This window comes from Funiculus sociatus GB2-C1, assembly GCF_039962115.1.
Classification (GTDB): Bacteria; Cyanobacteriota; Cyanobacteriia; order Cyanobacteriales; family FACHB-T130; genus Funiculus; species Funiculus sociatus.
Genome location: NZ_JAMPKJ010000057.1, coordinates 16,185 through 37,468 on the forward strand (window position 1 = coordinate 16,185; position 21,284 = coordinate 37,468).

The window sequence follows — 21,284 nt, forward strand, 5'->3', positions numbered from 1 at the left end:
GTTTTTCTGAGGCGCGATCAATATCTATGCCAACAATGGAGTAAAATTCTATTACCTAGCGTGTATTTGGCGGCAATTCTAGGGGAATAGCACCTAATAAACCTGTGCGAAAATCATTTAATATCTGCCGTGCTGTGCGTTCTACATCACCTTTATGACGGTGATTTGCCACAGCGTGTATATATTCTTCACCCGTTAGGGGTACTGGATCTATTCCGTAGCGAGACTCTAATGACTTTACCAGAAATAAATCTGCATCTGGGCTGTTTAAATTTTTCAGAAAATCTACCAAAGCAGCTGCCACTCGTTGATTATCATAAGACGCATCACCGATATCATCGCAGATAGCTAATTTGAGGGCAGCAGATTGATTTTCTAACCTGGAAGGTAAAACGCCGGGAGCATCTAAAAGTTCAATTTGATCGGAAATGCGTATCCAGCGCAGTTGACGAGTCACGCCAGCACGACGCGCACTTTCTACGACTCTTTTTCCCAACAAGCGATTAATTAAAGCTGATTTGCCGACATTAGGAAAGCCGATCACAACGGCGCGGACTGGGCGAGGAAGCATCCCGCGATCGCTTCTTCGTTGATTCATCTGTTCCCCAGCTGCTTGCGCCGCCTTTGCCACTGCTACTATACCTTTACCATGCTGAGCATCAGTGAAGTATGGCGCTTCCCCTCGTTCCCTAAACCACTCTGTCCACATCTGTCGCACAGAGGGAGTAATCATATCCATGCGGTTGAGTACCAACACCCTCGCCTTGGTACCAACCCACTCTGGCACTTGGGGATGGTGCGTGGAGAGAGGAATGCGGGTGTCTCGCACTTCCAACACCACATCCACACGCTTAAGCTGTTCTTTGAGAGACTTTTCAGCTTTGGCAATGTGTCCGGGATACCAATTAATATCGGGAGTAGTCATAGAATTTTAGATTTTAGATTTTAAATTTTAGATTTTAGATTTAATCCAAAATCATCGGAAGCCTAGAAACTCCTTCGCCCCCGCAAAATCACGCCATATTTTGGGAAGAACGGGAGGTTGGGGGAAGAACCAGTAATGGTTCAACTCCCTGATCAATCTCCCCAAAAATCGCTTCAAAATCCAAAATTGATTAGGGAACAACCAAAACTGGGCAAGGGGCAAGGTTAATCACCCGGTTAGTGACACTTTCGGAAACGCCTTCCTCAGTCAAACCCAGTCCGCGACACCCCATCACAATTAAATCGGCATCCATTTCATCAGCAACATCGCAAATTGTAAAAGCCACCTTACCTGTTTGCTCAATGATCTCAGCTTGGATGCCTAACTCAGCAAATAGATTTTGTGCAGTTTTAAGCAATTCGGCAACGGCTTGTGGTGAGTTCATCGCATCTGGACGAGGCGATTCCTCTACTTCTGGTTCTTCTACCACCGACAGCAACACTAAGCGGCTACCATACTTTTGCACAATATTGGCAACAACATCAGCCGCTTCGCGGGCTTCTCGACTTTGATCGACAGGAAACAGAACAGTCTTGAACATGGCACGCACCTGTAGGAACCCCTACTCCTGTAAAATGTGGACGGCGCTGGCTAGAAAAAACTTAACTTGCGATCGCACTTTGGTTTATCTAGCTTTTGAGGGAAAAAGGTCAAACGACCATTAACACGCTACTGGTGGCGAAATTTTTAACTAAGACGCAATTAGGAGGTTCACGCTGTGTCCAAGAAAACTGTAGCAAATTTAGCGGCATCTGATTTATCCGGTAAACGGGTACTGGTACGGGCGGATTTTAACGTACCTTTAGACAATGGCAGCATCACTGACGATACGCGCATTCGGGCAGCTCTGCCAACAATTCAGGATTTAACTTCTAAAGGCGCTAAGGTGATTCTCTCCAGCCACTTTGGTCGTCCAAAGGGCGTAGATAACAAATACCGCCTGACTCCCGTTGCCCATCGCCTCTCAGAGTTACTGGGTAAGCAAGTCGTCAAGTGCGATGACTGCATCGGCGAAGATGTCGCAGCTAAGGTGGCGGCGATGCAAAATGGCGACGTACTACTGCTGGAGAATGTCCGCTTCTACCCAGAGGAGGAGAAAAACGACTCGGAATTCGCGAAAAAATTGGCTGCAAATGCCGATTTGTATGTGAATGATGCCTTTGGCACCGCTCACCGCGCTCATGCTTCCACTGAGGGCGTTACTAAGTATCTTAGTCCATCTGTGGCTGGATACTTGATTGAGAAGGAATTGCAATATTTGCAAAGTGCGATTGAAAATCCCCAGCGTCCTCTAGCTGCAATTATCGGTGGTTCCAAGGTTTCCAGTAAAATTGGTGTCATCGAAACGCTGCTAGATAAGTGCGATAAGCTGATCCTGGGCGGCGGCATGATTTTCACCTTTTACAAGGCTCGCGGGCTGAATGTGGGTAAGTCGTTGGTGGAAGAAGATAAGCTGGAATTGGCGAAGTCTTTGGAAGCTAAGGCGAAAGAGCGCGGCGTTCAATTGCTCTTGCCGACAGATGTCATCCTTGCAGATAATTTTGCTGCTGATGCCAACTCTCAAACTGTGAGTATTGATGCTATTCCCGATGGTTGGATGGGCTTGGATATTGGCCCCGACTCCGTGAAGACATTCCAAGATGCGCTTGCAGATTGCAAGACGGTGATTTGGAATGGCCCGATGGGTGTGTTTGAGTTCCCCCAATTCGCCAAAGGGACGGAAGCGATCGCACATACTCTTGCCGACCTCACTAAGACTGGCGCTACCACGATTATCGGCGGTGGCGACTCAGTTGCTGCGGTGGAACAGTTGAATTTGGGCGAACAAATGAGCCACATTTCCACTGGCGGCGGCGCAAGTCTGGAGTTGCTGGAAGGCAAGGAACTTCCAGGGATTGCAGCGTTGGATGAGGCGTAACGGCTAAAATCGCCTTGAGGAAACAAAGCCCGCCTAAAGCGGGCTTATGTAGAGACGCGTTAGCGAAGCGGTGCGAAGCACAATTGCGCGTCTCTATCTTTGTGTGAATATATTGTCAGTTCTCAAAAATAGCGATCGCATTTGTTTGTTGAGAGAAGGCGATCGCTGTAGTCAACAATGAGTGTAGCAATCTACACTCAGGAGAAATCCCCAAGAAAATCTATGAGGAAGCTGCAAAGTCCCCCGTCCATATGGTGGACAAGTAGTGGTAGCGCTATACGCGATCGCTAGTTAAATTGGAGTAGATACAGCGAGTCGTGAATCCTTTCTCCAAATGCTGCAAGCACAACTATTGCAGGGGCGTTACCAACTCCAAGAGCAGTTAGGACACAATGCTGGGCGACAAACCTGGCTAGCAACTGATGTCAGTGTGTCGCCGCCAGAATTGGTCATCGTCAAACTGCTAGCCTTTAACCCGCAGATGCAGTGGGATGATTTTAAACTCTTTGAGCGCGAAGCTCAAGTTTTAAAAAATCTTAATTATCCCCGAATTCCCAAATATCGAGATTATTTTTCCCTGGACAAAACTATTGGCGCTGGTTTGTGCTGGTTTGGCTTAGTCCAAGAATACATTCCGGGGAACACTCTACAACAACTTTTGCATCAAGGCAAACGTTTTACGGAAAACCAAGTACGTCAAATTGCCACAGATATTTTAAATATACTCATTTACCTGCACGAATTAAGTCCGCCGCTACTGCACCGGGATATCAAACCGAGTAACTTGATTTGGGGAGAAGATGAGCAGATTTATCTAGTTGATTTCGGTGCAGTTCAAGATTCTGCGGCTGCTGAAGGTGTCACTTTTACGGTAGTCGGAACTACGGGATATGCACCGCTGGAACAATTTTGGGGAAAAGCTGTACCAGCATCCGATTTATATGCGCTGGGAGCAACTTTAATTCACTTATTAACTGGGACTTCTCCAGCAGATTTGCCCCAGAAGAATTTGCAGATTCAATTTTCCCATCTTATAAGCATTAATCCCACTTTTATTTGTTGGATTCAATCCCTAACAGAACCCGATTTAAGCCAACGTTATAGCACAGCCAGACTCGCGCTAAAAGACCTGAAAGCAGAACGCTATCTCAACACTCCGCTGCAAAAAGTTCGTCAGCCGACTGGCAGTCGGATTCAGATGTGGAAGTCTCCTACCGAATTGAAAATTAAAATTTCTGGAAGAGGGTTATTATTTCTTGTAGATCTCCTAGGATTTGGAGGAAAATGGCTACTAGCAGCAGGCTCGATAATGTCTCTATTATCGCTACTTTTTATGCTATGTTGTCTGCTATTATTCGTAGCCATTGGTGTTGTGTCATTATTTTACTATAAGTTTTTTCTTCTGATTTCCTTAATGTTGGCTGGAGTGTTAATCGTTGGAAACATTTGGTTAGGGAATAATGTACAATCTGAACTGGCAAAAATGTTATCAAAATTACATTTAAACAACCTCAACTCCCTAGGCGATAATTACCTTTATTTCGACCAAGAAAGTTTTGTAATTGAAAAAAAACTTTTTGGCTTCTGTTATATTCGTCATCAAGGGCAAACTTCAGAAATTAAAAAGGTATATAAAATCGCTTCAAAGCGGCTAAACATTCAAACTAATAGCTGTAACTATTCCTTGGGGCGTAATTTCACTGAGAACGAGTGTAATTGGTTAGCTCAACAGATACAAGATTGGCTTAAATAAGGGCAAAGCTGCGTATAAGAATTTACGACTCACCGAAATTGCAACGCGAATGCTTCGCCTCTAATGACAACAGATAACTTACAACTAACAAGTAAATCATGCTGCAAACACAACAGGTATTACAAGGACGTTATCAGCTAGAACGGCAATTAGGGCAAAATGCAGGGCGGCAAACTTGGCTAGCAACAGATTTATCAGCCGAACCTAACCAAGAAGTAATTGTTAAATTGCTGGCTTTTAATCCGCAGATGCAATGGGAAGAATTGAAACTATTTGAACGTGAGGCTCAAGTTTTAAAAAATCTCAACCATCCCAAAATTCCGAAATATCACGATTATTTTTCATTGGATGAAGAGACAGGCGGCGGTTTACCTTGGTTTGGATTAGTTCAAGATTACATTCCTGGTAAATCCTTACGCCAAATGTTAGATGAACGAAAAAATTTAACAGAAAGTTTGGTGCAAAGAATTGCCACAGAGGTGCTGAAGATTCTGATTTATCTGCACGAATTGAGTCCGCCAGTTTTGCACCGCGATATCAAACCCAGTAATTTGATTTTCGGCGAAAACAGACAAGTTTATCTGGTAGATTTTGGTGCGGTTACTGACCGCGCTAAGACTGAAGGAGTAACCTTTACAGTAGTCGGAACCAGTGGCTATGCGCCGCCCGAACAACTATGGGGACGTGCAGTTCCAGCATCAGATTTGTATGCACTGGGAGCAACACTCATTCATTTGTTAACTGGAACACCACCAGCTGAATTACCGCAGCATCAAATGCGAATTCAATTTGCAGACAAAGTTAACCTGAACCCCAATGTTACCCACTGGATAGAAAAACTCATAGAACCCGCTCCCGAAAAAAGATTCACTACAGCACGGGAAGCACTTGAGGGAATGGTAGCAGCTACTTCCCCCAGTTATATTAAAACAAATCCTCAAGAAAATGAAAATTCAGTTCGTTATGGCCGTCTAGCGTTTTTAGCTTCGATACCACTAATAATTCTCGGTTTAGGTGTTACTGCTATGCCAGATTTGCTGGATTCATCAACTAAAGCCAAGCAATCTGAAGCGAAACAATATGTTAGTGCAATGAACCTCGCCCAGCAAGCTTATTTTTTGGATAACAATCATTTTTCTAATTCCGTTACAGAACTAGGGATTGGTATTAGCACTCAGACAGAAAACTACCAGTATTCAACTTGGGGGCCAGATAAAGCCGCATTTAACTATGGAATAACCCGAAATCGTAAACTCAAAAGCTATGTTGGCGGTACTTTCTTAGTACCTGTAAACGACGTTGGGGCTGCTAAGGGTGAAATGAAAACGTTGGCAATTATGTGCGAATCTAAGGCGACCGGAATAAGCGTAATTCCAAATCCAATCATTATAAATGGTCAACCAGCCTGTGGTGTTGGCACAACTAAAATAGGTAAGTGAAAATGTTAGTAGACACACAAGGCTGGAAATTCGGTAATTGGTAATGGTAATGACTAATACCTAATGACTAAGGACTAAAAATGCTGCAAGCAGAACAGGTATTACAAGGACGCTATAAACTAAACCAAAAACTAGGACAAAATGCTGGGCGACAAACTTGGTTAGCGACGGATATCGAAACTGAAGAAAAAGAGTTGGTAGTTGTCAAACTCCTAGCTTTTGGTGGCGAGGTGCAGTGGGACGATCTCAAGCTGTTTGAAAGAGAAGCACAGGTACTTAAACAGTTGAATCATTCCCAGATTCCTCAATACCGAGATTATTTTTGTATGGATGAGCGATCGCTCTGGTTTGCTATAGTCCAAGAATACATCCCCGGCGACTCTCTGAAGGAGTTGCTGAACTCCGGCAAAAAGTATACCGAAACAGAAGTTCGCAAAATTGCCTCTGATGTTCTCAAGGTTTTGATTTATCTCCACGAACTCAGTCCAACGGTGCTGCACCGAGACATCAAACCGAGTAATTTAATCTGGGGTAAAGATGGCAAGATATATTTAGTTGATTTTGGCGCTGTGCAAGATAAAGCGGCAAAAGAAGGAGCCACATTTACCGTTGTGGGGACTTATGGTTATGCGCCAATGGAACAGTTTGGCGGTAGGGCTGTACCAGCATCAGACTTGTATTCATTGGGAGCAACTTTGATTCATTTGTTAACCGGAACTGCACCAGCGGATCTGCCTTCTCGTAACTTGCGAATTCAATTTGAGCAGCAGGTGAGCATCAGTTCCCCAACGATTAGCTGGATTCAAAAGTTGACAGAACCAGCCCCAGAGGAACGGTTTAGCAGTGCGAAATCAGCTCTAAAAGCGCTGAAAGAAGGCACTCTAATCAACACTAGTACAGGAATTCAGCCGTTAAAGCAAGCAGTCCCGTTTAATAATAATTCTGGGCAAGGCAGATTATTTGATTCTTCGGTGGAGGTGCCTGAAGAAATTAAGGGTTGGAATTGGGGCGCATTTCTGTTGCCTTATCTGTGGCCTTTCACAAATAATGTTTGGTTTGGACTTATATCTTTGATACCAAATGTTGGTTGGTTGATGGCGATCGCGCTCGGTTCTAGGGGCAATGAATGGGCGTGGAAAAGTAGAAAATGGCGCAGTATTGAACAATTCAAAGCGCATCAAAGAGGTTGGGCGATCGCTGGACTGTTTATTGGGGTACCGATGGCTTGGTTATATATCGCTTTAATCCGCGCTTTGCTGTTTGGCATTGGCATTTAAACTGGGTGCGAGTAAAACCCAAAACCATTACACCTGAATCTAGACAAGTGATTGAAATGGTGAACTGCTTATCCTGCATTCCTTCTAAAAACAGCACATTTTCTGGTTCCCAGCCTGGGACTAGGAACGAGAAAATAGCGTTTCTAACTCATTGCATCAGGATTCACAGGAACCGAGGCATTTACTAAAGGCAACAGGGGGCCGCTTTGCTCCTGCCCATTTGTCGCCAATTCGCTATGACACAGATAAACTCGCTCCCCCACTCGCCCTAGTAAATCTAGTAAAATCCGCCGCAGCCTTTGCTCATCAGCTACTTGGGTATCTTGTTCCCTAATTGGCTCTCCTGACCAATCCTTGAGAAACAAAGGCGCACCAAATAGGGTAGCAGCACCGCCCTTTGACCACAGGGGAGAACCCGCATCTAGCCAAAATTGCCAGCGGTGGAACCGTCGAGAAGCTCGGTATTGAAAGATTGTAGCCAAAGTAACAGCGCGACTACTCAGACCTAGCCGACGAACTGGGTAAGGGTTGGCGGTGACGGTACCGCGACGCAACAGGCAGATGAAGCGTTCAATGGTGTCGCGATCGCTATCGCCTCCCCCGCTTTTTTGTCGCAGTCGTCCCTCGACTTCCCAGTAATGTTGCGCGGTTTCCATCAGTTCACGTAAGGCTGCTAGCTGGTCGTAGGGGAGATTGCTACCTTTCCACAAAAACTGCTGAATTGCCCGGTCAAGCAGGGCGACGTAGTTGGGAATCAGACGCTGTTGTTGCTGAGTTTGCTGCTGCTCTATCCACCCCAAAATCTGCTCGTAGGCTTTACAGGCAGAGTGTCCCAGCCGATCCCATCGCGGGAAATTCGTCACAGGTAGCAAACGGGGTTGCTCTGGATCTGGGGAATAGCAGTAATCTGCCAACAAACCTGCCCGTACTGGATCGATGGCCGGGGATTGGTGATTAGAGATTGGTGAAGAGGCAAATTCTTCCCCCACTCCCCAGTCAAGAGTCAAGAGTCCCCAGTCCCTAGTCGGACTAAGTACGACCAACATTTCTGCTACGGCATCCCGGTTTACCAATCGCCCCAAGCCTGGATAAATTAGAGCTAAGAGTGTGAGCAATGCCCGGATTGTGGGGGAACTAATTAGGGGGCGCTGGTCGTTGAGGGACTCTACCGGGATACCTTTGCTTGTGAGAATTTCGACTAGGGTATAGCGGGCGATCGCATCCAAACCAGGCGCAATTACTGCCACATCGGAAGGCTGCACTTGTCCACTTTGTACCGCTTCGGCGATCGCTTCCCCAGTTTGCCGCAACAACTGAGCGCGGGACATGGTTTGAATCAACTGTACCGACTCTGGTAAGCTCAACATATACATCGGATCGCGCACCGTCTCTACGATTGGCTCTCCGTAAACTGCCCCTAGATTATTCTGGGCGCGATCGCTCAAAGTTTCTACCCGACAGCGCGAAGCTAGACGGGCCAGGTAATTCGGATCGGCATTCAAACCCAATCGCACCGCTCCATCCGGATTATAAGTAAATGCCCCTACCGCTCCCTTATCCAAAAGAAAATTAAATAAATCGCCAGCTATAGCTGGGTAATCATCCACATCATCCGCCAACACCCCTTGATAGCGGCGAATTAAATGCTGCTGATAAGTTTCATCTGGCAGCAGATACCGCCAATAAAGTTCGCATATAATCCCATAAGTCAGCAAACCCCTCTCCAGACACCATCCCCGCCAGCCAAGCAGTAAATTTCCTACATCAGTCCAATTAATAGCTGAATCTTCAACGCTTTCCCCATCCTCCTCCCTCTGTGTTAATGGGAGTAAGATGCCTTGTTCAAGAATAGCCGGAATGTCCTCAAGTGGTGTCCCACTAATAGCCGCTAGCTGCAACAAGTCCAGAATCCGACGCACCACACGATACTCGCTTACTCCCAGCATCTGTAAGCTGCCTTTATCTAACTCAGAACGCCACAGCCGAGTAGCTAACTCCTGCTCAGTTTCCGGGCGTAGCCGGACTGGAAATTGCGCCCTTAAATTCAATCGCCCAATTAGCAAAGGCCAAAACAGTATAATTTCATCCTGAAAAAACCCTAAAGGTGTCTTAGATTGAATCGGATACCGCCCATCTGTCGCAGCAGCCAAACGGTCAGCTAACTCGCTCCGGTTATCATCATTAGCAGCAAACACCAAAATCGATCTTTCCGAGTCCCGTCGCCTCCTCCTCCCCTGAGTTGACAGCGAAAGTCGGTTCTGTTGCGATCGCACCTCCACCCACTGACAAAACTGATTCACCAGGCGAGTTGTCTTACCACTTCGGGTTGATCCTCTGATCCAGTTTGGCTGAGATTGGGTTAACATTGCTAAACGCTGGGGATACTTTTAATTTAATACTCTGTTTCTGTTATGAAACTACCTTTCTTTACACAGCTCCGCTCTTCCTTAGATGCTGCCAGCCAGTGGTACATCCGGACACCAGAAAGGGCCTTGGAGCGGGCATACAAAGCAGCTTTAATGATTAAAGCAATTGAAGACGAACATTTTGACGGCAACAAAATATCTTCTGATTCCAAAAAATACCGCGAAAATGCCCTTTCTTATTTCATAATTAAGCTTAATAAATATTTAAAGGATACTAGGTTAAGTTTGTCCGAATTTCATTCTAGCACTTCAATTGTTAGCCTAGCAAATCAAAATAGAACCAGATACACAATCGATGGCTCGGAATACAGAAACGTTGCCGAACTGGAAAATAGAGAAACCCAATCAATAACTCTAGAAAAACTCAAGTTTATTGACGATGTGATATCTAAATACCAGTCTCAACCAAAACGTTCTTCATCGCCATCACCATCGTCATCGTCAGCCTTGATGCCAGTTTCTCAATCTAAACTTGTAGAAGCCAACCTTGATAAAGGAGAATTATATAATCAGCCAATTTACTTTGATAAAAGCAAAGTAATCGGAGAAGCTGAGACAATGACTGATACAACAAGTTTTGTCCCCAGGTCAATCTTGAGTACCTTGGATCGGCTTAAAAGAGACTTCAACCCAAAATCAGAAGAGGAAGTTGTTAAAAACTTTCGGATATCTCAAACAAAAACAATAATTTCTATTAGGTTTATTTTAGTTTTGATTTTAGTTCCTCTGTTGACTCAGCAGGTAACTAAAACCTTTCTAGTAGCACCTCTTGTTGAGCGCGTCAGAGATGAAAACAAAACTGAAATTTTCTTAAATGTTGATTTGGAAGAAGAAGCTTTTCACGATTTGCAAAGATTTGAGCAACTATTAAAGTTTAGAACTTTGGTAGGTCTAGCTCCGAAGTTGTCACCGGAGGAAATGGAAGAGGAAGTCAAAGAAAAGGCATTTGAACTGACTGAAGAATACCGTCACAAAAGCGCTAATGCCATAAAAAATGTTTTTGCTGATATATTTGCGGCTGGGGCTTTTTACGTTTTACTGATTAACAGTCGTAGGGAAATTGAGATTTTTAAAGGTTTTATAGATGATGTTGTTTATGGTCTGAGTGACAGTGCTAAAGCTTTTATTATTATTTTGTTTACTGATGTCTTTGTAGGATTTCACTCACCTCACGGCTGGGAAGTGATTTTAGAAGGAATATCAAGGCACTTAGGCTTGCCGGAAAACAGAGACTTCAACTATTTATTTATCGCCACTTTTCCAGTGATTCTGGACACGATTTTTAAGTATTGGATTTTCCGTTACTTGAACAGAATTTCGCCTTCAGCAGTTGCTACTTATCGGAATATGAATGAATGAAGGGATTGGGGATTGGGGATTGGGGGCTGGGGATTGGGGATTGGGGATTGGGGATTGGGGACTGGAGATTTCTCGTTACTAGACGGTCGCCTAGTAACGAGCGTTATTTTTAATTTTTAATTTCTCTTTGGTAGTGGGGACGGCAAGGTGTACCCCAGCAAACCTGCTGCGGTGGAATGTTGCCAAAAACGCTGCTGCGCGCGCCTATTACCGAATATGCGCCGATTTCCACCCCAGGCGCAATAAAGCAATCGGTGGCAATCCAAGCACCATTGCCAATGGTAATGCCGGATGTTATTAGGTTGAAAGTTGGATCGTGGATGTCGTGACTACCAGTGCAGAGGTAGCTTTTTTGGGAAACTACACAGTGCTGACCAATGCGAATTTGGTCAAGGCTGTAGAAAACGACATCATCGCCAATCCAACTGTAATCGCCAATTTCCACTTTCCAGGGAAAGGTGAAGCGGGCAGTGGGGCGGATAACGACACCTTTGCCGATTTTTGCCCCAAACAGCCGCAGTAGGGAGCAGCGCAAGCTGTTGACGGGATGGGGAGTCAAGGGGAATGCGATCGCTTGCACCAACCACCAGAGCAACACAAACCAGCCTGGTCTTCCCCTGTCAAACCAAGATTGGTCGTAGCGGCGTAAATCTACCAATACCTCGTCTAAAGCTGGCTTTGACTCCCCTGGTTCCAACACTCTAGACGCTCCCTGTTAACGAATCCGGCTCTTTTACAGGCTGGGGAGGGGCTTTCGGTGTCGCCGCTGCTACGTTCAACTGACCGCCAAACTGCATCAATTCATACAGCTTGATGCCAATTTGATACTCGTACTGACTCATCAGCCGCGCATAAATATATCCAGGTTTCCCGTCCAAAAAGCCAAGCTGAATAAAGTAAATCAAAATAAACCGGATAAACGGTTTAAAAGGTAGCCGTACCCAGACTTTTTTCAGAAAACGCTTGCGCTGCACCGCGTCGCCAAATAAATTAGCGCCAATGGTACCGCTTTCGTCTTTTCCTGTGAGGATATTGAGATAAACGCGGGCTTCCCAGTTAGAGTAGCGATTATGCCTTTCCAGCCAGTGAAATACGTCCCGAAAGTCGATGTGCAGCATATCGTTTTTCAGATAGCCGACTGAACCTGGAAGCACAACGTGTTCGTGAACTTCGTTGTCGCCAGTGTTGCGAATTTCTTCTGTCCCCAAGTTTTCGTAGCGCCCGTTTTTGTGCTTAAACAAGCGTAAATTCCAGTCTGGATATCTACCACCGTGCTGAATCCATTTTCCGAGAAAAAAGACTTTGCGGTTGAGGTAGTAACCTTCGTATTCGGGATTCTGAATCGCAGTGGCAATTTCGTCCCAGAGTTCCGGGGTAATGCGCTCGTCACAATCGACAATTAATACCCAATCGTTGCGGAAAGGCAGATTGTCTAATGCCCAGTTTTTCTTTTTCGGCCAGCGACCGTTGAAGTGAAATTGGACAACGTTCGCGCCGTAACTTTCAGAAATTTCTATAGAGCGATCGCTACTTTGGGAATCCACCACAAATACTTCATCAGCCCTGGCAACGCTTTCCAGGCAAGCAGGTAGATTTGCTTGTTCGTTTTTAGCGGGAATCAGAACTGATACGGGGAGTTTGGAGGCATTCATAAGAAAAGGCAACAGGTAATAGGTAAAAGGCAAAAATGTAAAGGTAAATATTTCCCGCAGGATTAATTAAAGATTAAGTTTTAATCTTTTTTACAGGTGTAGAAATCATACCTTTAATTGCCGCTATCAAATAACCAATTTGACCGTAGGCATACACCAGACTGTCGAAACGTTGGGCAGGATCGTCAAAGTTTTTTACGGAATTATATAAACCGCGCATTATTCGGTCGCTTCCTCTTAATAGCTGGGCTGGCCCGGCTTGACCGGAAAGTTGTTCGCGGTAACATTCACTAATGCCTTGCCACCAGCCTCGACTGAAAAACCAGGCTCGTTGAAGGCGTTCGGGGGAAACATTATGGGCAACTAAGGCATCAGGCAGATAGGCAACTTGCCAACCGAGTTTTAGCGCCCGTTCTGTCATGTGTAATTCTTCATTTGATAGCAGATTTTTACCGACCCGACCCAGATTAAGATCGAAACCACCAATTTCTTCTAGAAAGGTGCGTCGGATTGAGTAATTTAAGCCTCTGGGGGTCATACCAGGCTGTTTGATATAAATGACGTTCGCTCCTAGGTCGTATGCTCCCAGGTTGCCAGATAAGCCGGAGGAAAGCCACTGAGGGGGTTTTATGCCATCAGGCCAGAGTAAGGTAACTTTGCCCCCAGCAATGGCTAATTTTTCATTGTTTTGATAGGCATCATAGAGTGTCTTCAGCCAAAGGGGACTGGCAACAGCATCATCATCGAGATAGGCGAGAATATCGCTTTTGGCAACGCGCGCGCCAGTGTTTCGGGCGACGGATAGACCTGTGATGGGTTCGTAAACGTATGTCACGCCAACTCGTGCTTCTACGATTTCGCGAGTGCGATCGCTTGAGGCATTATCCACCACTACTACTTCAAAATCCGGGAAATCTTGCTCTAAACAGCTATCAATGGCGGCACCTAAATACTGCTCTCGATTGTGGGTACAGATAATCGCAGAAATTTTGGGTTTAGTCATTGGTCATTAGTCGGTGGTCAAAAAGTTAGCGGTCATGGGTCATTTATAACAAACAAATGACTAATGGCTACTAATGACACAGGCAAGATACCTGTGCTAGGAACTTGGGTCTTGTAGATGACCATGCAGAACGATGAGAGTTTCCGCCAATTGGCTAAGGCGGGTTTCTAGGTCTTGTTTGCGAACCAGCAACTGCCGCAGTTTTTGATAACGCGCGATCGCTACACTTACAGTAGGAACCTGTTCTGGCGGACAGGGACGCGACCACAATTGACCCTCCCCGTCCAAACCTACTAAGCGGTATCCGGTACGGGGAGATTCACACGTCACATTGCCATCCGGTTGATTGCATTCTTCTACGTAGTCCATCAACTGGTGTACGGATGCCGCATGGCCCGTCTCTACTGCCTCGCGCAACACTTCAACGCCTACTTCCGGTTCGCGGGCATGAGACTCTAACCAACCGTCTACAATTGGCCCTTCCAGGTAGAGGTCTTGAATTTGCCGCAAAATTTGATGTAATTCTTTCTGCCAACCACTGACAATTACTTCGATTTCTTGCAGTAGGGTTGTCGCTAGGGCAGGATTGGCAGCATTACGATGGTTGGTGAAGCTGGGAGCTTTTAATTTCGGCAACACTGGCGTTTTACCAGATTGCTTTTGGTCTGTCCAAGATTCTACAGTCATCGAAATGGATGGTGCCGCATCTGGTGTCTGGGAACGCCACCCCATCCCGTCAGGCTGATTGCCTATTTCAGGATTTTTATCCGATAGCTGGTGTAGTGTCGTCTCAATCCGTTTTAATTCTGGTTTCATGGTTATTTCACGCCTAGTAGTAGAAATTAAAACCCGCTCTTGTGCCGCTTTCCAGCTTTGGTTACTCGCTTAATTTTCTATTTTATTTGTATTATTGTTGTCTGGTCTTGAACGACAAAAGAAAAATTTTACATTCACTCTTAACGAATAGAGTACCCTGGACACTCTAGTGGTGGATAAAATATATTTTTTGGGCTGTTAAATTTAACTTTGATGCAGAACCCGCCGGAAATCAGTAAAACAGCCTTTGTGACACGAGTTGATTCTACTTCTAATAGGCATCTAATCTTGGTGACTGGCCCGGCGCGGTCTGGCAAAAGCGAGTGGGCGGAAACTCTAGCAATGCGTTCCGGTAAGTCTGTTGTCTACGTGGCAACGGCTCAAGTTGATCCAGATGATTTGGAATGGCGATCGCGTATTGAACAACACCAGCAGCGACGACCGTGCGAATGGCAAACGCTGCAAGTTCCTATAACTTTAGCAGCAACGATTCAAGATTCTGTTCAGTCTACTTGTCTGCTGGTTGATTCTCTGGGAACGTGGGTGGCAAATTTCTTAGACCAAGACGATGAAGCTTGGGAGATTACCTCTGTGGAGTTGCTAGAGAGTCTTTTAAACTGCCCTGCGGATGTAATTTTGGTGGCGGAGGAAACTGGTTGGGGGGTTGTCCCCGCCTATCCCATCGGTCGGAAGTTCCGCGATCGCTTGGGAACTCTGTGTCGTCGTCTTGGCGCGATCGCTAATCCCGTTTTTCTCGTCACTGGCGGTCATGTTCTTAATCTTAGTCTCCTCGGTTCCCCCTTACCAGATTCCTAATATACCTATTTTGTACTTTTGTCACCAATTAGAAAGTAAATTTTTATCAAAATTTTAGAAGATGTAAATCGAGGCAATTACAAAAGAGGGCAGAAGCCGCTACGGTGGAAATACCCGCTTTTTTAGCGTAGAGTTACCCAACTTGTAAGGCTAGAATTGTCAGAGAAAATTAATTATTTTGTCTGACGCACAATCAACCCAGAGCAAGAAATGCTGAAGAAAACGATCGCCTAGATTAGAAGTAAGCTTTCCGAGGGAGCAGTTCGCCTATTTCCTAGTGTTAACTAGGAGTCAAATTCAGCTTATGGCATCCAAACACCAAGTCAGACAATATATTGCCTATTGGTTTCAGTTAGGCAAAAAGGTTTTAATTCACAATGGCAAAGAAGCGCTGCTGCCGCAACCTGTAATCCAGGGCGATCGCTACAGTGAAGAATTTGAAAGCTGCTGGCAGAAAATTATCTCGCCAGAGTCAGGAGATTGTTATCTCGAAGGCACCCAGGAAACAATTGCCCAACTGCTGACACCAGGGTGGGACGTTTCACCTTGTGGGCGTTGCCAAATGCCCGTACCCATCAAAACAGTGGGAATGCCGCCAGAGTTGTGTCCATGTAACGATTTGCCCAACTGGCCTAACACGGAAGTTCCACAACCGCGATCGCCTGTTAGCAGCCAATCTCGCTTAATTGAAATACGCGATCGCCTTCAGAGAGCCAGCGGCCAGTAAGAGTTTTGCGGAGCCGGAGACGCTCCGCCTCCGGAGTTGTGAATTATTAACTTCTAACTCCTAATTCCTATTCCTCTGCACCTCATAAGTCATAAAGTCATATGCCAATTTCGTGTTCGGGAAAATGGCACGAGCTTCAGTTAGCAAATCATCTAACACAATGGCATTACCGGGAGCATAGCGGGGGCTGAAATGGGTCATAATCAGCTGGTTGACACCCGCAGCATAAGCCACTTGCGCCGCCATCGTTGAGGTAGAATGCAAGCGATCGAAAGCTAACTGGGCATCTTGATGAGCAAAGGTGGCTTCGTGAATTAACACGTCTGCATCCCGCGACAATTCCACCGCCTCGTCACAATAAACCGTGTCTGTACAGTAAACAATTTTGCGCCCGATCTCTGTCTCGCCACACAAATCGGTGCCGCTAATTTGCCGTCCATCCAGCAGCGTTACTGTTTCGCCGCGCTTGAGTTGCCCATAGACGCGACCAGGTGGAATTCCCATTTGGGCTGCTTTTTCCACATTGAAGCGCCCTGGACGGTCTTTTTCTGTTACTCGGTAGCCAAAAGCAGTCACCCGATGTTTTAGGGGAAGACAACTGACGATATATTCTTCATCTTCATACACTATCCCTGGTTGTACGGCGTGAACTTGGACGGGGTAAGAAAAATGAGTGGAAGAGTATTGTCTAGAAGCACGCAGGTATTCATTAAGACCAGCAGGGCCGTAGATATCCATGCGTTGAGTATTGCCAGCCAAACCACAGCTTGCCAAAAGACCCATTAAGCCGAAGATATGGTCTCCGTGCATATGGGTGATAAAAATGCGGTCTAGTTGACCCATTTTCAGGTCACTCCGCAAGAGTTGGTGTTGGGTGCCTTCGCCGCAGTCAAATAGCCAGAATTTTCCCCTCTGGGGTAGACGGAGAGCCACGCTGGAAACGTTGCGCGATCGCGTTGGCACACCTGAGCTTGTCCCTAAAAAAGTAATCTGCATTCTGTTCTAGACAACGATCACAAAGTCTGAAAATAATCCAACTATAACTATCAGCATACAATTTCAAAACAATGGGTGACACTGAAGTGGCAAACGTGATAAATATATCTACTTTATAGAAGATGTACCCGGTTGCATATACCGAACCAAGCGGATATGCTCTGGGGTGTTTTGAATTAAAGACTTTATTGTTGCTCTCAATGCGGCTCAGGTTTAACGATCGCCATAACTAGAACGACCTTTATGTATAGTGTGAGGAAATTTCTCAGATGATAACTCAACGTCTCCAATTGCTCTTTCAAAGACTACTCCATCCTTCTTCATCCGGACTGACTATCTTATTGTGGATTGCCCTAGTTGCCCCTGCTCAAGCTGCAATGGAATTGCGCGTAGCAATTCAACAAGGTGTTAGCAAGATTACCATAGGCAGTTCTACCAAAGCTGTAATCCGCGACGGTGCTGGTCGAGTTGTGGGAGAAATGGCACCAATGGATGGCAAAGAAGCCCGTTCATCTGGCGGTAGCGTGGCGATGGATGGACGAAAAGCCACGGATCTATTGATTGAGCCGACCAGTGGCGGATATGTTTGGATAGGCGATCGCTGGTATCGGGGTCGCGCCCGCATCGTTCCCTCAGGCAAAGGACTCACCGCCGTTAACCAAGTCGATTTAGAACAATATCTCTACAGCGTCTTAGGGGCAGAAATGGGTGGCAACTGGCCTTTGGAAGCGCTGAAGGCGCAAGCTGTCGCCGCCCGCACCTACGCCCTTTATAAACGCCAAACTTCAGGCAATGGCGTTTACGATCTTGGCGATACCCAAAGTTCCCAAGTTTACAAAGGTCTTGATACCGAAACTACAGGGACGCACCAAGCTGTAAATGCCACAGCAGGGCAAGTGCTGACTTACAACAACCAGCTGATTCTCGCCGTCTTCCATTCCTCCTCTGGAGGACACACGGAAAATGTGGAAAATGTTTGGACACAACCGCTTCCGTATCTGCGCGGTGTCGCCGACTACGACCAGGGAGCGCCACCCTACCAGTGGCAGAAAACTTTCTCCAAGAGCGAACTCAGTCGCCTTCTCGGTGTGAGCAATATCAAAACCTTAGTCCCAGAGCGCACAACGCCTACGGGACGCATAATGACTATGAAAGTAGTTGGTAATGGGAGTACGCGGCGGATGAGCGGCAGTCAGTTGCGTAGCGCATTGGGACTGAAGAGTACCTGGTTCACTGTTAGTTCTTCCTCAACAGGTTTTCAGATCAATGGTCGCGGTTTCGGTCATGGTCTTGGTTTGAGCCAGTGGGGAGCTCATAATTTAGCTCAGCAGGGAGTAAACTATCAGCAAATTTTGGGACACTATTATCAGAACACCGCCCTTACTAGCCTTCAGGTTAAGTAAAAGTTAGGACGTGATGCAACTCAAAGAATCGCTGTGCAAAAGTGGGTATACATCTTTGTTTGATTTGACTACAGCAATTCAAGGGTTGGGTGCGATACATCTGTAGGGACATGGCAATGCCATGTCCCTAACCTTGGTAGCTCTAACGTCAGAACCGCGATATATTCCACTCAACTGAGAAACCCTATACTTTGTGGACGATCTCCGACTGCAAAGCGTCAACGGAAAAGACTTGCGAGACAAAAAAAAGAAATCCCTCCTCTCTATGAATTCTCTAATCAACTAGGAGAGGAGGGTTGGGAAGTAGTGGGTTTGAATTACACCCCCTGTTGTGAATACGGGTTCTTATTCAGACACCCAAAAGAATTGTTATGAACCGCCTTGATTGAGGCGGCGCTGCCATTCTGCATCAATTTTGTCAGATTGCTCGATTTCCTGTTCTATCAAGTCGTTTTCTGTGGTGTAAGCTAAATCATCGCGACCGAGGACAGTTTTAGCAGCAAACTGTTGGGCATAGATGATTTTTTTCTGCAAGGCAGAATTGGCTTGATTTAACAAGATGGCACGATCTTGCCGCTTTTGATTCCTGCTTTCTACCCTTTTATTTTTGAATTGAATCCAGAAATAGCGAATTAAGGGGATTGCTAAGAAAGCTGTGCCGTAGCCTAATAAAATCCAGTAAATCGACTGTACGAAGGCGATCAATCCGCCGGATTGTGCTAACTGCACTCCAACCTCACCCCGCAATAGGGAACCCAGAACTAAAGCACCGACAATATTCACCGCACCTAGTCCAGCTGAGAGCATATTCTGTCCGCTAGTGGCTTGACTAAAGCGCCAAGGACGCTCTCGCAGATAAGCACCGACTGCTTCGGAATTTCGCTCTTGGGCTGTAATTTGCAAGTCTGGGAAGTGATAAACTATGTCTCCGTCAGGGCTGACTTCCGGTTTCCCGTTGAATTTGGTTAGCACTGGCAGCATATAGTCTTCGTATTCTTTAGCCCATCCTGAGCCAGTTTCGTCGAGATAGGGGGCGATTTGTTCTGCTGTTACAGCACCGCCGTTGTTGCGAATTACGGTAGCGATCGCACTCCAGCGACGTTCTTCTAAATCGGCGTTAGGATTACCATCGCCAAACAGAAACGAGAAGACACCTTCTAGGAAGTTCATCTGTTTCTTTTCTGGAGATGCTACCCGCCGCCGTTCATAGCGATCGCCATAGTCTGGATAGAAAAACCACCAGATGTCTGGCCCAAACCAGAAGCGAGGCATGAAGATCATACCGCCGCCCCCGGAGTCATGGCTACCAGAATCGTCGTCACGGCTGGCAGAAGCCGCAATCATGATGGCAGCGATCGCTACAAATATCAGCACAATCGACGCTATCAAGATAATCCCGAAGGAAATCCGGATCAGGTAAAACAAAACCTTCCAGATTTTTTCCCACCATTCCTTCAGCCGCAGCCGCAAAAACTTGTTGTTCAGAATTGACCGAAAATTTTTCGGGAACAGGTAGACAATTTCACCTGTTTCTGATACCTGTAAATGTCCCCCGGCATCGGAGGCTAAAGCGAGTAATCCAGCCTCCGTCATGTTGACGTTTAATCCAGCCTGAGTCGCCACGTCGCCTACGGTAACGCGGTACCCCAGATGTTCAACTGCTCGCATGATGGTGGGATTTGGAGCCATGTCCGTCCCTCAATAAAAAAACGATTTGTCAATAATCTAAGTATAGAATTTTGGCTAAATAGACCAAGGGTAGGAATGACACCATTAATTGTAGCGATCGCTCTCTTGTCGTTTGTAGCGTTAGCAACACCAGCCACAGCAGCAAATCCAGAACACCTTCAAAAATTGCTGAACACCAAACAATGTCCGGGGTGCGACTTAAGCGGTGCCGAATTGCGCGATGTTGATTTAAAGGCTGCTGATTTGCGCGGTGCTAATCTCGCTGGTGCTAATCTCAGCGCTGCGAATTTAAGCGGTGCTAATCTAGTTGGTGCCAATTTGGGGGGTGCCAGCTTGATTAATACCAACCTCAGTAGTGCAAATTTGAACGGTGTAAATCTTAACTATGCCGGATTAATCAAAGCTAATCTTGCTGGTGCTAACCTTGCTGGTGCTGGTTTGGTAGCGGCAAAATTACCAGGTGCCGATCTTAGCAATGCTGATTTGAGGCAAACTAATCTCACCAGCGCTGACTTGAGTAATGCAATTCTCAAAGCCGCAGATTTGCGGGGTGCTGATCTGCGAAATGCCGATTTGGAATATGCGATTTTGGATGGCGTTCAACTAGATAGTGCTATTTTGCCTGACGGCACTTTGTACTATTAAGTATTATTTGAACTGCTATAGCCATCTGATTTGATTTGGGCAACTTACCTTGGCATGATAACGAACCGCAGAGGGCAAAAAATATACAGAGAGAAGTTATAGGAGAGACGGAGAATTTTTCTATAGCAATCCTTGCGGGAGTTATAAAATTCTCTCTTTTCTTTCTGAATCGCCCTAGAGCGGTTCGTTGTTTCACGAATGGAATAGAACTGCTATATAAAATGTTACTGTTACAACTTTGGGTAGTCCTGCATAGTAATGATAACGCCAGTTTTTCATTCTATAGATAAACTGGCGTTATATTCATGAATAAAATACCAAATAGCTCCTATATGATTGGAGAGTTTTTTAGAGAACGAAAGAGTTTTTCTTACCAAACG

Annotated in this window: 18 protein-coding genes and 1 pseudogene; 9 read left to right on the top strand and 10 right to left on the bottom strand. The window is 45.9% G+C overall.

What is annotated here, in order from left to right; all coding sequences use genetic code 11:
- Nucleotides 1–55: 55 nt before the first annotated feature.
- The gene (gene ylqF, locus NDI42_RS21825; protein WP_190452388.1) at nt 56–925 is read right to left on the bottom strand and encodes a ribosome biogenesis GTPase YlqF; all 870 of its coding nucleotides are present in this window, start codon (nt 923–925) and stop codon (nt 56–58) included.
- A gap of 190 nt (nt 926–1,115) precedes the next feature.
- Nucleotides 1,116–1,526, bottom strand: coding sequence for a universal stress protein (locus NDI42_RS21830; protein WP_190423202.1), 411 nt, complete (start codon nt 1,524–1,526; stop codon nt 1,116–1,118).
- Nucleotides 1,527–1,703: 177 nt separating this feature from the next.
- On the opposite strand from NDI42_RS21830, the gene NDI42_RS21835 reads away from it, so the two are divergent.
- The 4 genes from NDI42_RS21835 to NDI42_RS21850 all read left to right on the top strand — a co-directional run bounded on the left by NDI42_RS21835 (nt 1,704) and on the right by NDI42_RS21850 (nt 7,372).
- A complete protein-coding gene (locus NDI42_RS21835) occupies nt 1,704–2,903 on the top strand; it encodes a phosphoglycerate kinase (RefSeq protein WP_190452389.1) in 1,200 nt (399 codons plus the stop codon).
- Nucleotides 2,904–3,237: 334 nt separating this feature from the next.
- Complete coding sequence (locus tag NDI42_RS21840; RefSeq protein ID WP_190452390.1) at nt 3,238–4,656, top strand: serine/threonine protein kinase; 1,419 nt, start codon at nt 3,238–3,240, stop codon at nt 4,654–4,656.
- Between the two features lie 98 nt (nt 4,657–4,754).
- Complete coding sequence (locus tag NDI42_RS21845) at nt 4,755–6,095, top strand: protein kinase domain-containing protein (RefSeq protein ID WP_190452391.1); 1,341 nt, start codon at nt 4,755–4,757, stop codon at nt 6,093–6,095.
- Between the two features lie 80 nt (nt 6,096–6,175).
- Nucleotides 6,176–7,372, top strand: coding sequence for a serine/threonine protein kinase (locus tag NDI42_RS21850; protein WP_190452393.1), 1,197 nt, complete (start codon nt 6,176–6,178; stop codon nt 7,370–7,372).
- Between the two features lie 143 nt (nt 7,373–7,515).
- Here NDI42_RS21850 and NDI42_RS21855 read toward each other — a convergent pair whose 3' ends face one another.
- Nucleotides 7,516–9,738, bottom strand: coding sequence for a recombinase family protein (locus NDI42_RS21855; protein ID WP_190452394.1), 2,223 nt, complete (start codon nt 9,736–9,738; stop codon nt 7,516–7,518).
- Between the two features lie 45 nt (nt 9,739–9,783).
- On the opposite strand from NDI42_RS21855, the gene NDI42_RS21860 reads away from it, so the two are divergent.
- Nucleotides 9,784–11,157, top strand: a complete 1,374-nt coding sequence (locus tag NDI42_RS21860; protein WP_190452395.1) for a proton extrusion protein PcxA — start codon at nt 9,784–9,786, stop codon at nt 11,155–11,157.
- A gap of 109 nt (nt 11,158–11,266) precedes the next feature.
- Here NDI42_RS21860 and hpsU read toward each other — a convergent pair whose 3' ends face one another.
- From hpsU to NDI42_RS21880, 4 genes are all read right to left on the bottom strand, one after another.
- Nucleotides 11,267–11,857, bottom strand: coding sequence for a hormogonium polysaccharide biosynthesis acetyltransferase HpsU (gene hpsU, locus NDI42_RS21865; protein WP_313930794.1), 591 nt, complete (start codon nt 11,855–11,857; stop codon nt 11,267–11,269).
- A gap of 1 nt (nt 11,858) precedes the next feature.
- A complete protein-coding gene (locus NDI42_RS21870) occupies nt 11,859–12,809 on the bottom strand; it encodes a glycosyltransferase family 2 protein (RefSeq protein WP_190452396.1) in 951 nt (316 codons plus the stop codon).
- 73 nt (nt 12,810–12,882) lie between these two features.
- Entirely contained in the window at nt 12,883–13,812 is a 930-nt protein-coding gene (locus tag NDI42_RS21875) for a glycosyltransferase family 2 protein (protein WP_190452397.1), read from the bottom strand.
- Between the two features lie 96 nt (nt 13,813–13,908).
- Complete coding sequence (locus tag NDI42_RS21880; RefSeq protein WP_190452398.1) at nt 13,909–14,628, bottom strand: hypothetical protein; 720 nt, start codon at nt 14,626–14,628, stop codon at nt 13,909–13,911.
- 213 nt (nt 14,629–14,841) lie between these two features.
- On the opposite strand from NDI42_RS21880, the gene cobU reads away from it, so the two are divergent.
- Both cobU and NDI42_RS21890 read left to right on the top strand, forming a co-directional pair.
- Nucleotides 14,842–15,444 carry a bifunctional adenosylcobinamide kinase/adenosylcobinamide-phosphate guanylyltransferase gene (gene cobU, locus NDI42_RS21885; protein WP_190452399.1) on the top strand — a complete coding sequence of 201 codons (603 nt, stop codon included), beginning with the start codon at nt 14,842–14,844 and terminating at the stop codon, nt 15,442–15,444.
- 304 nt (nt 15,445–15,748) lie between these two features.
- Complete coding sequence (locus NDI42_RS21890) at nt 15,749–16,171, top strand: hypothetical protein (protein WP_190452400.1); 423 nt, start codon at nt 15,749–15,751, stop codon at nt 16,169–16,171.
- A 60-nt stretch (nt 16,172–16,231) separates the two neighbouring features.
- Here the strand turns inward: NDI42_RS21890 and NDI42_RS21895 are convergent, their stop codons facing one another.
- Nucleotides 16,232–17,167 carry a ribonuclease Z gene (locus tag NDI42_RS21895; protein ID WP_190423226.1) on the bottom strand — a complete coding sequence of 312 codons (936 nt, stop codon included), beginning with the start codon at nt 17,165–17,167 and terminating at the stop codon, nt 16,232–16,234.
- A 269-nt stretch (nt 17,168–17,436) separates the two neighbouring features.
- Here NDI42_RS21895 and NDI42_RS21900 point away from each other — a divergent pair, with 269 nt between their 5' ends.
- Nucleotides 17,437–18,570 carry a SpoIID/LytB domain-containing protein gene (locus tag NDI42_RS21900; RefSeq protein ID WP_190452401.1) on the top strand — a complete coding sequence of 378 codons (1,134 nt, stop codon included), beginning with the start codon at nt 17,437–17,439 and terminating at the stop codon, nt 18,568–18,570.
- Between the two features lie 369 nt (nt 18,571–18,939).
- Here the strand turns inward: NDI42_RS21900 and NDI42_RS21905 are convergent, their stop codons facing one another.
- Nucleotides 18,940–20,259 (bottom strand): hypothetical protein, encoded by a 1,320-nt coding sequence (locus NDI42_RS21905; RefSeq protein WP_190452402.1) that lies wholly within the window; start codon nt 20,257–20,259, stop codon nt 18,940–18,942.
- 75 nt (nt 20,260–20,334) lie between these two features.
- On the opposite strand from NDI42_RS21905, the gene NDI42_RS21910 reads away from it, so the two are divergent.
- Nucleotides 20,335–20,904 carry a pentapeptide repeat-containing protein gene (locus NDI42_RS21910; protein ID WP_190452403.1) on the top strand — a complete coding sequence of 190 codons (570 nt, stop codon included), beginning with the start codon at nt 20,335–20,337 and terminating at the stop codon, nt 20,902–20,904.
- A 275-nt stretch (nt 20,905–21,179) separates the two neighbouring features.
- On the opposite strand, the pseudogene NDI42_RS21915 reads toward NDI42_RS21910, so the two are convergent.
- A pseudogene (locus NDI42_RS21915) lies at nt 21,180–21,284 on the bottom strand (IS1 family transposase); the annotation flags it as partial.

What these genes read in the sequence shown, in the direction of transcription:
- ylqF (WP_190452388.1), bottom strand. Translation starts at nt 925, where the DNA reads ATGACTACTCCCGATATTAATTGGTATCCCGGACACATTGCCAAAGCT.
- NDI42_RS21830 (WP_190423202.1), bottom strand. Translation starts at nt 1,526, where the DNA reads ATGTTCAAGACTGTTCTGTTTCCTGTCGATCAAAGTCGAGAAGCCCGC.
- NDI42_RS21840 (WP_190452390.1), top strand. Translation starts at nt 3,238, where the DNA reads ATGCTGCAAGCACAACTATTGCAGGGGCGTTACCAACTCCAAGAGCAG.
- NDI42_RS21845 (WP_190452391.1), top strand. Translation starts at nt 4,755, where the DNA reads ATGCTGCAAACACAACAGGTATTACAAGGACGTTATCAGCTAGAACGG.
- NDI42_RS21850 (WP_190452393.1), top strand. Translation starts at nt 6,176, where the DNA reads ATGCTGCAAGCAGAACAGGTATTACAAGGACGCTATAAACTAAACCAA.
- NDI42_RS21855 (WP_190452394.1), bottom strand. Translation starts at nt 9,738, where the DNA reads ATGTTAACCCAATCTCAGCCAAACTGGATCAGAGGATCAACCCGAAGT.
- NDI42_RS21860 (WP_190452395.1), top strand. Translation starts at nt 9,784, where the DNA reads ATGAAACTACCTTTCTTTACACAGCTCCGCTCTTCCTTAGATGCTGCC.
- NDI42_RS21870 (WP_190452396.1), bottom strand. Translation starts at nt 12,809, where the DNA reads ATGAATGCCTCCAAACTCCCCGTATCAGTTCTGATTCCCGCTAAAAAC.
- NDI42_RS21875 (WP_190452397.1), bottom strand. Translation starts at nt 13,812, where the DNA reads ATGACTAAACCCAAAATTTCTGCGATTATCTGTACCCACAATCGAGAG.
- NDI42_RS21880 (WP_190452398.1), bottom strand. Translation starts at nt 14,628, where the DNA reads ATGAAACCAGAATTAAAACGGATTGAGACGACACTACACCAGCTATCG.
- cobU (WP_190452399.1), top strand. Translation starts at nt 14,842, where the DNA reads ATGCAGAACCCGCCGGAAATCAGTAAAACAGCCTTTGTGACACGAGTT.
- NDI42_RS21890 (WP_190452400.1), top strand. Translation starts at nt 15,749, where the DNA reads ATGGCATCCAAACACCAAGTCAGACAATATATTGCCTATTGGTTTCAG.
- NDI42_RS21895 (WP_190423226.1), bottom strand. Translation starts at nt 17,167, where the DNA reads ATGCAGATTACTTTTTTAGGGACAAGCTCAGGTGTGCCAACGCGATCG.
- NDI42_RS21900 (WP_190452401.1), top strand. Translation starts at nt 17,437, where the DNA reads ATGATAACTCAACGTCTCCAATTGCTCTTTCAAAGACTACTCCATCCT.
- NDI42_RS21905 (WP_190452402.1), bottom strand. Translation starts at nt 20,259, where the DNA reads ATGGCTCCAAATCCCACCATCATGCGAGCAGTTGAACATCTGGGGTAC.
- NDI42_RS21910 (WP_190452403.1), top strand. Translation starts at nt 20,335, where the DNA reads ATGACACCATTAATTGTAGCGATCGCTCTCTTGTCGTTTGTAGCGTTA.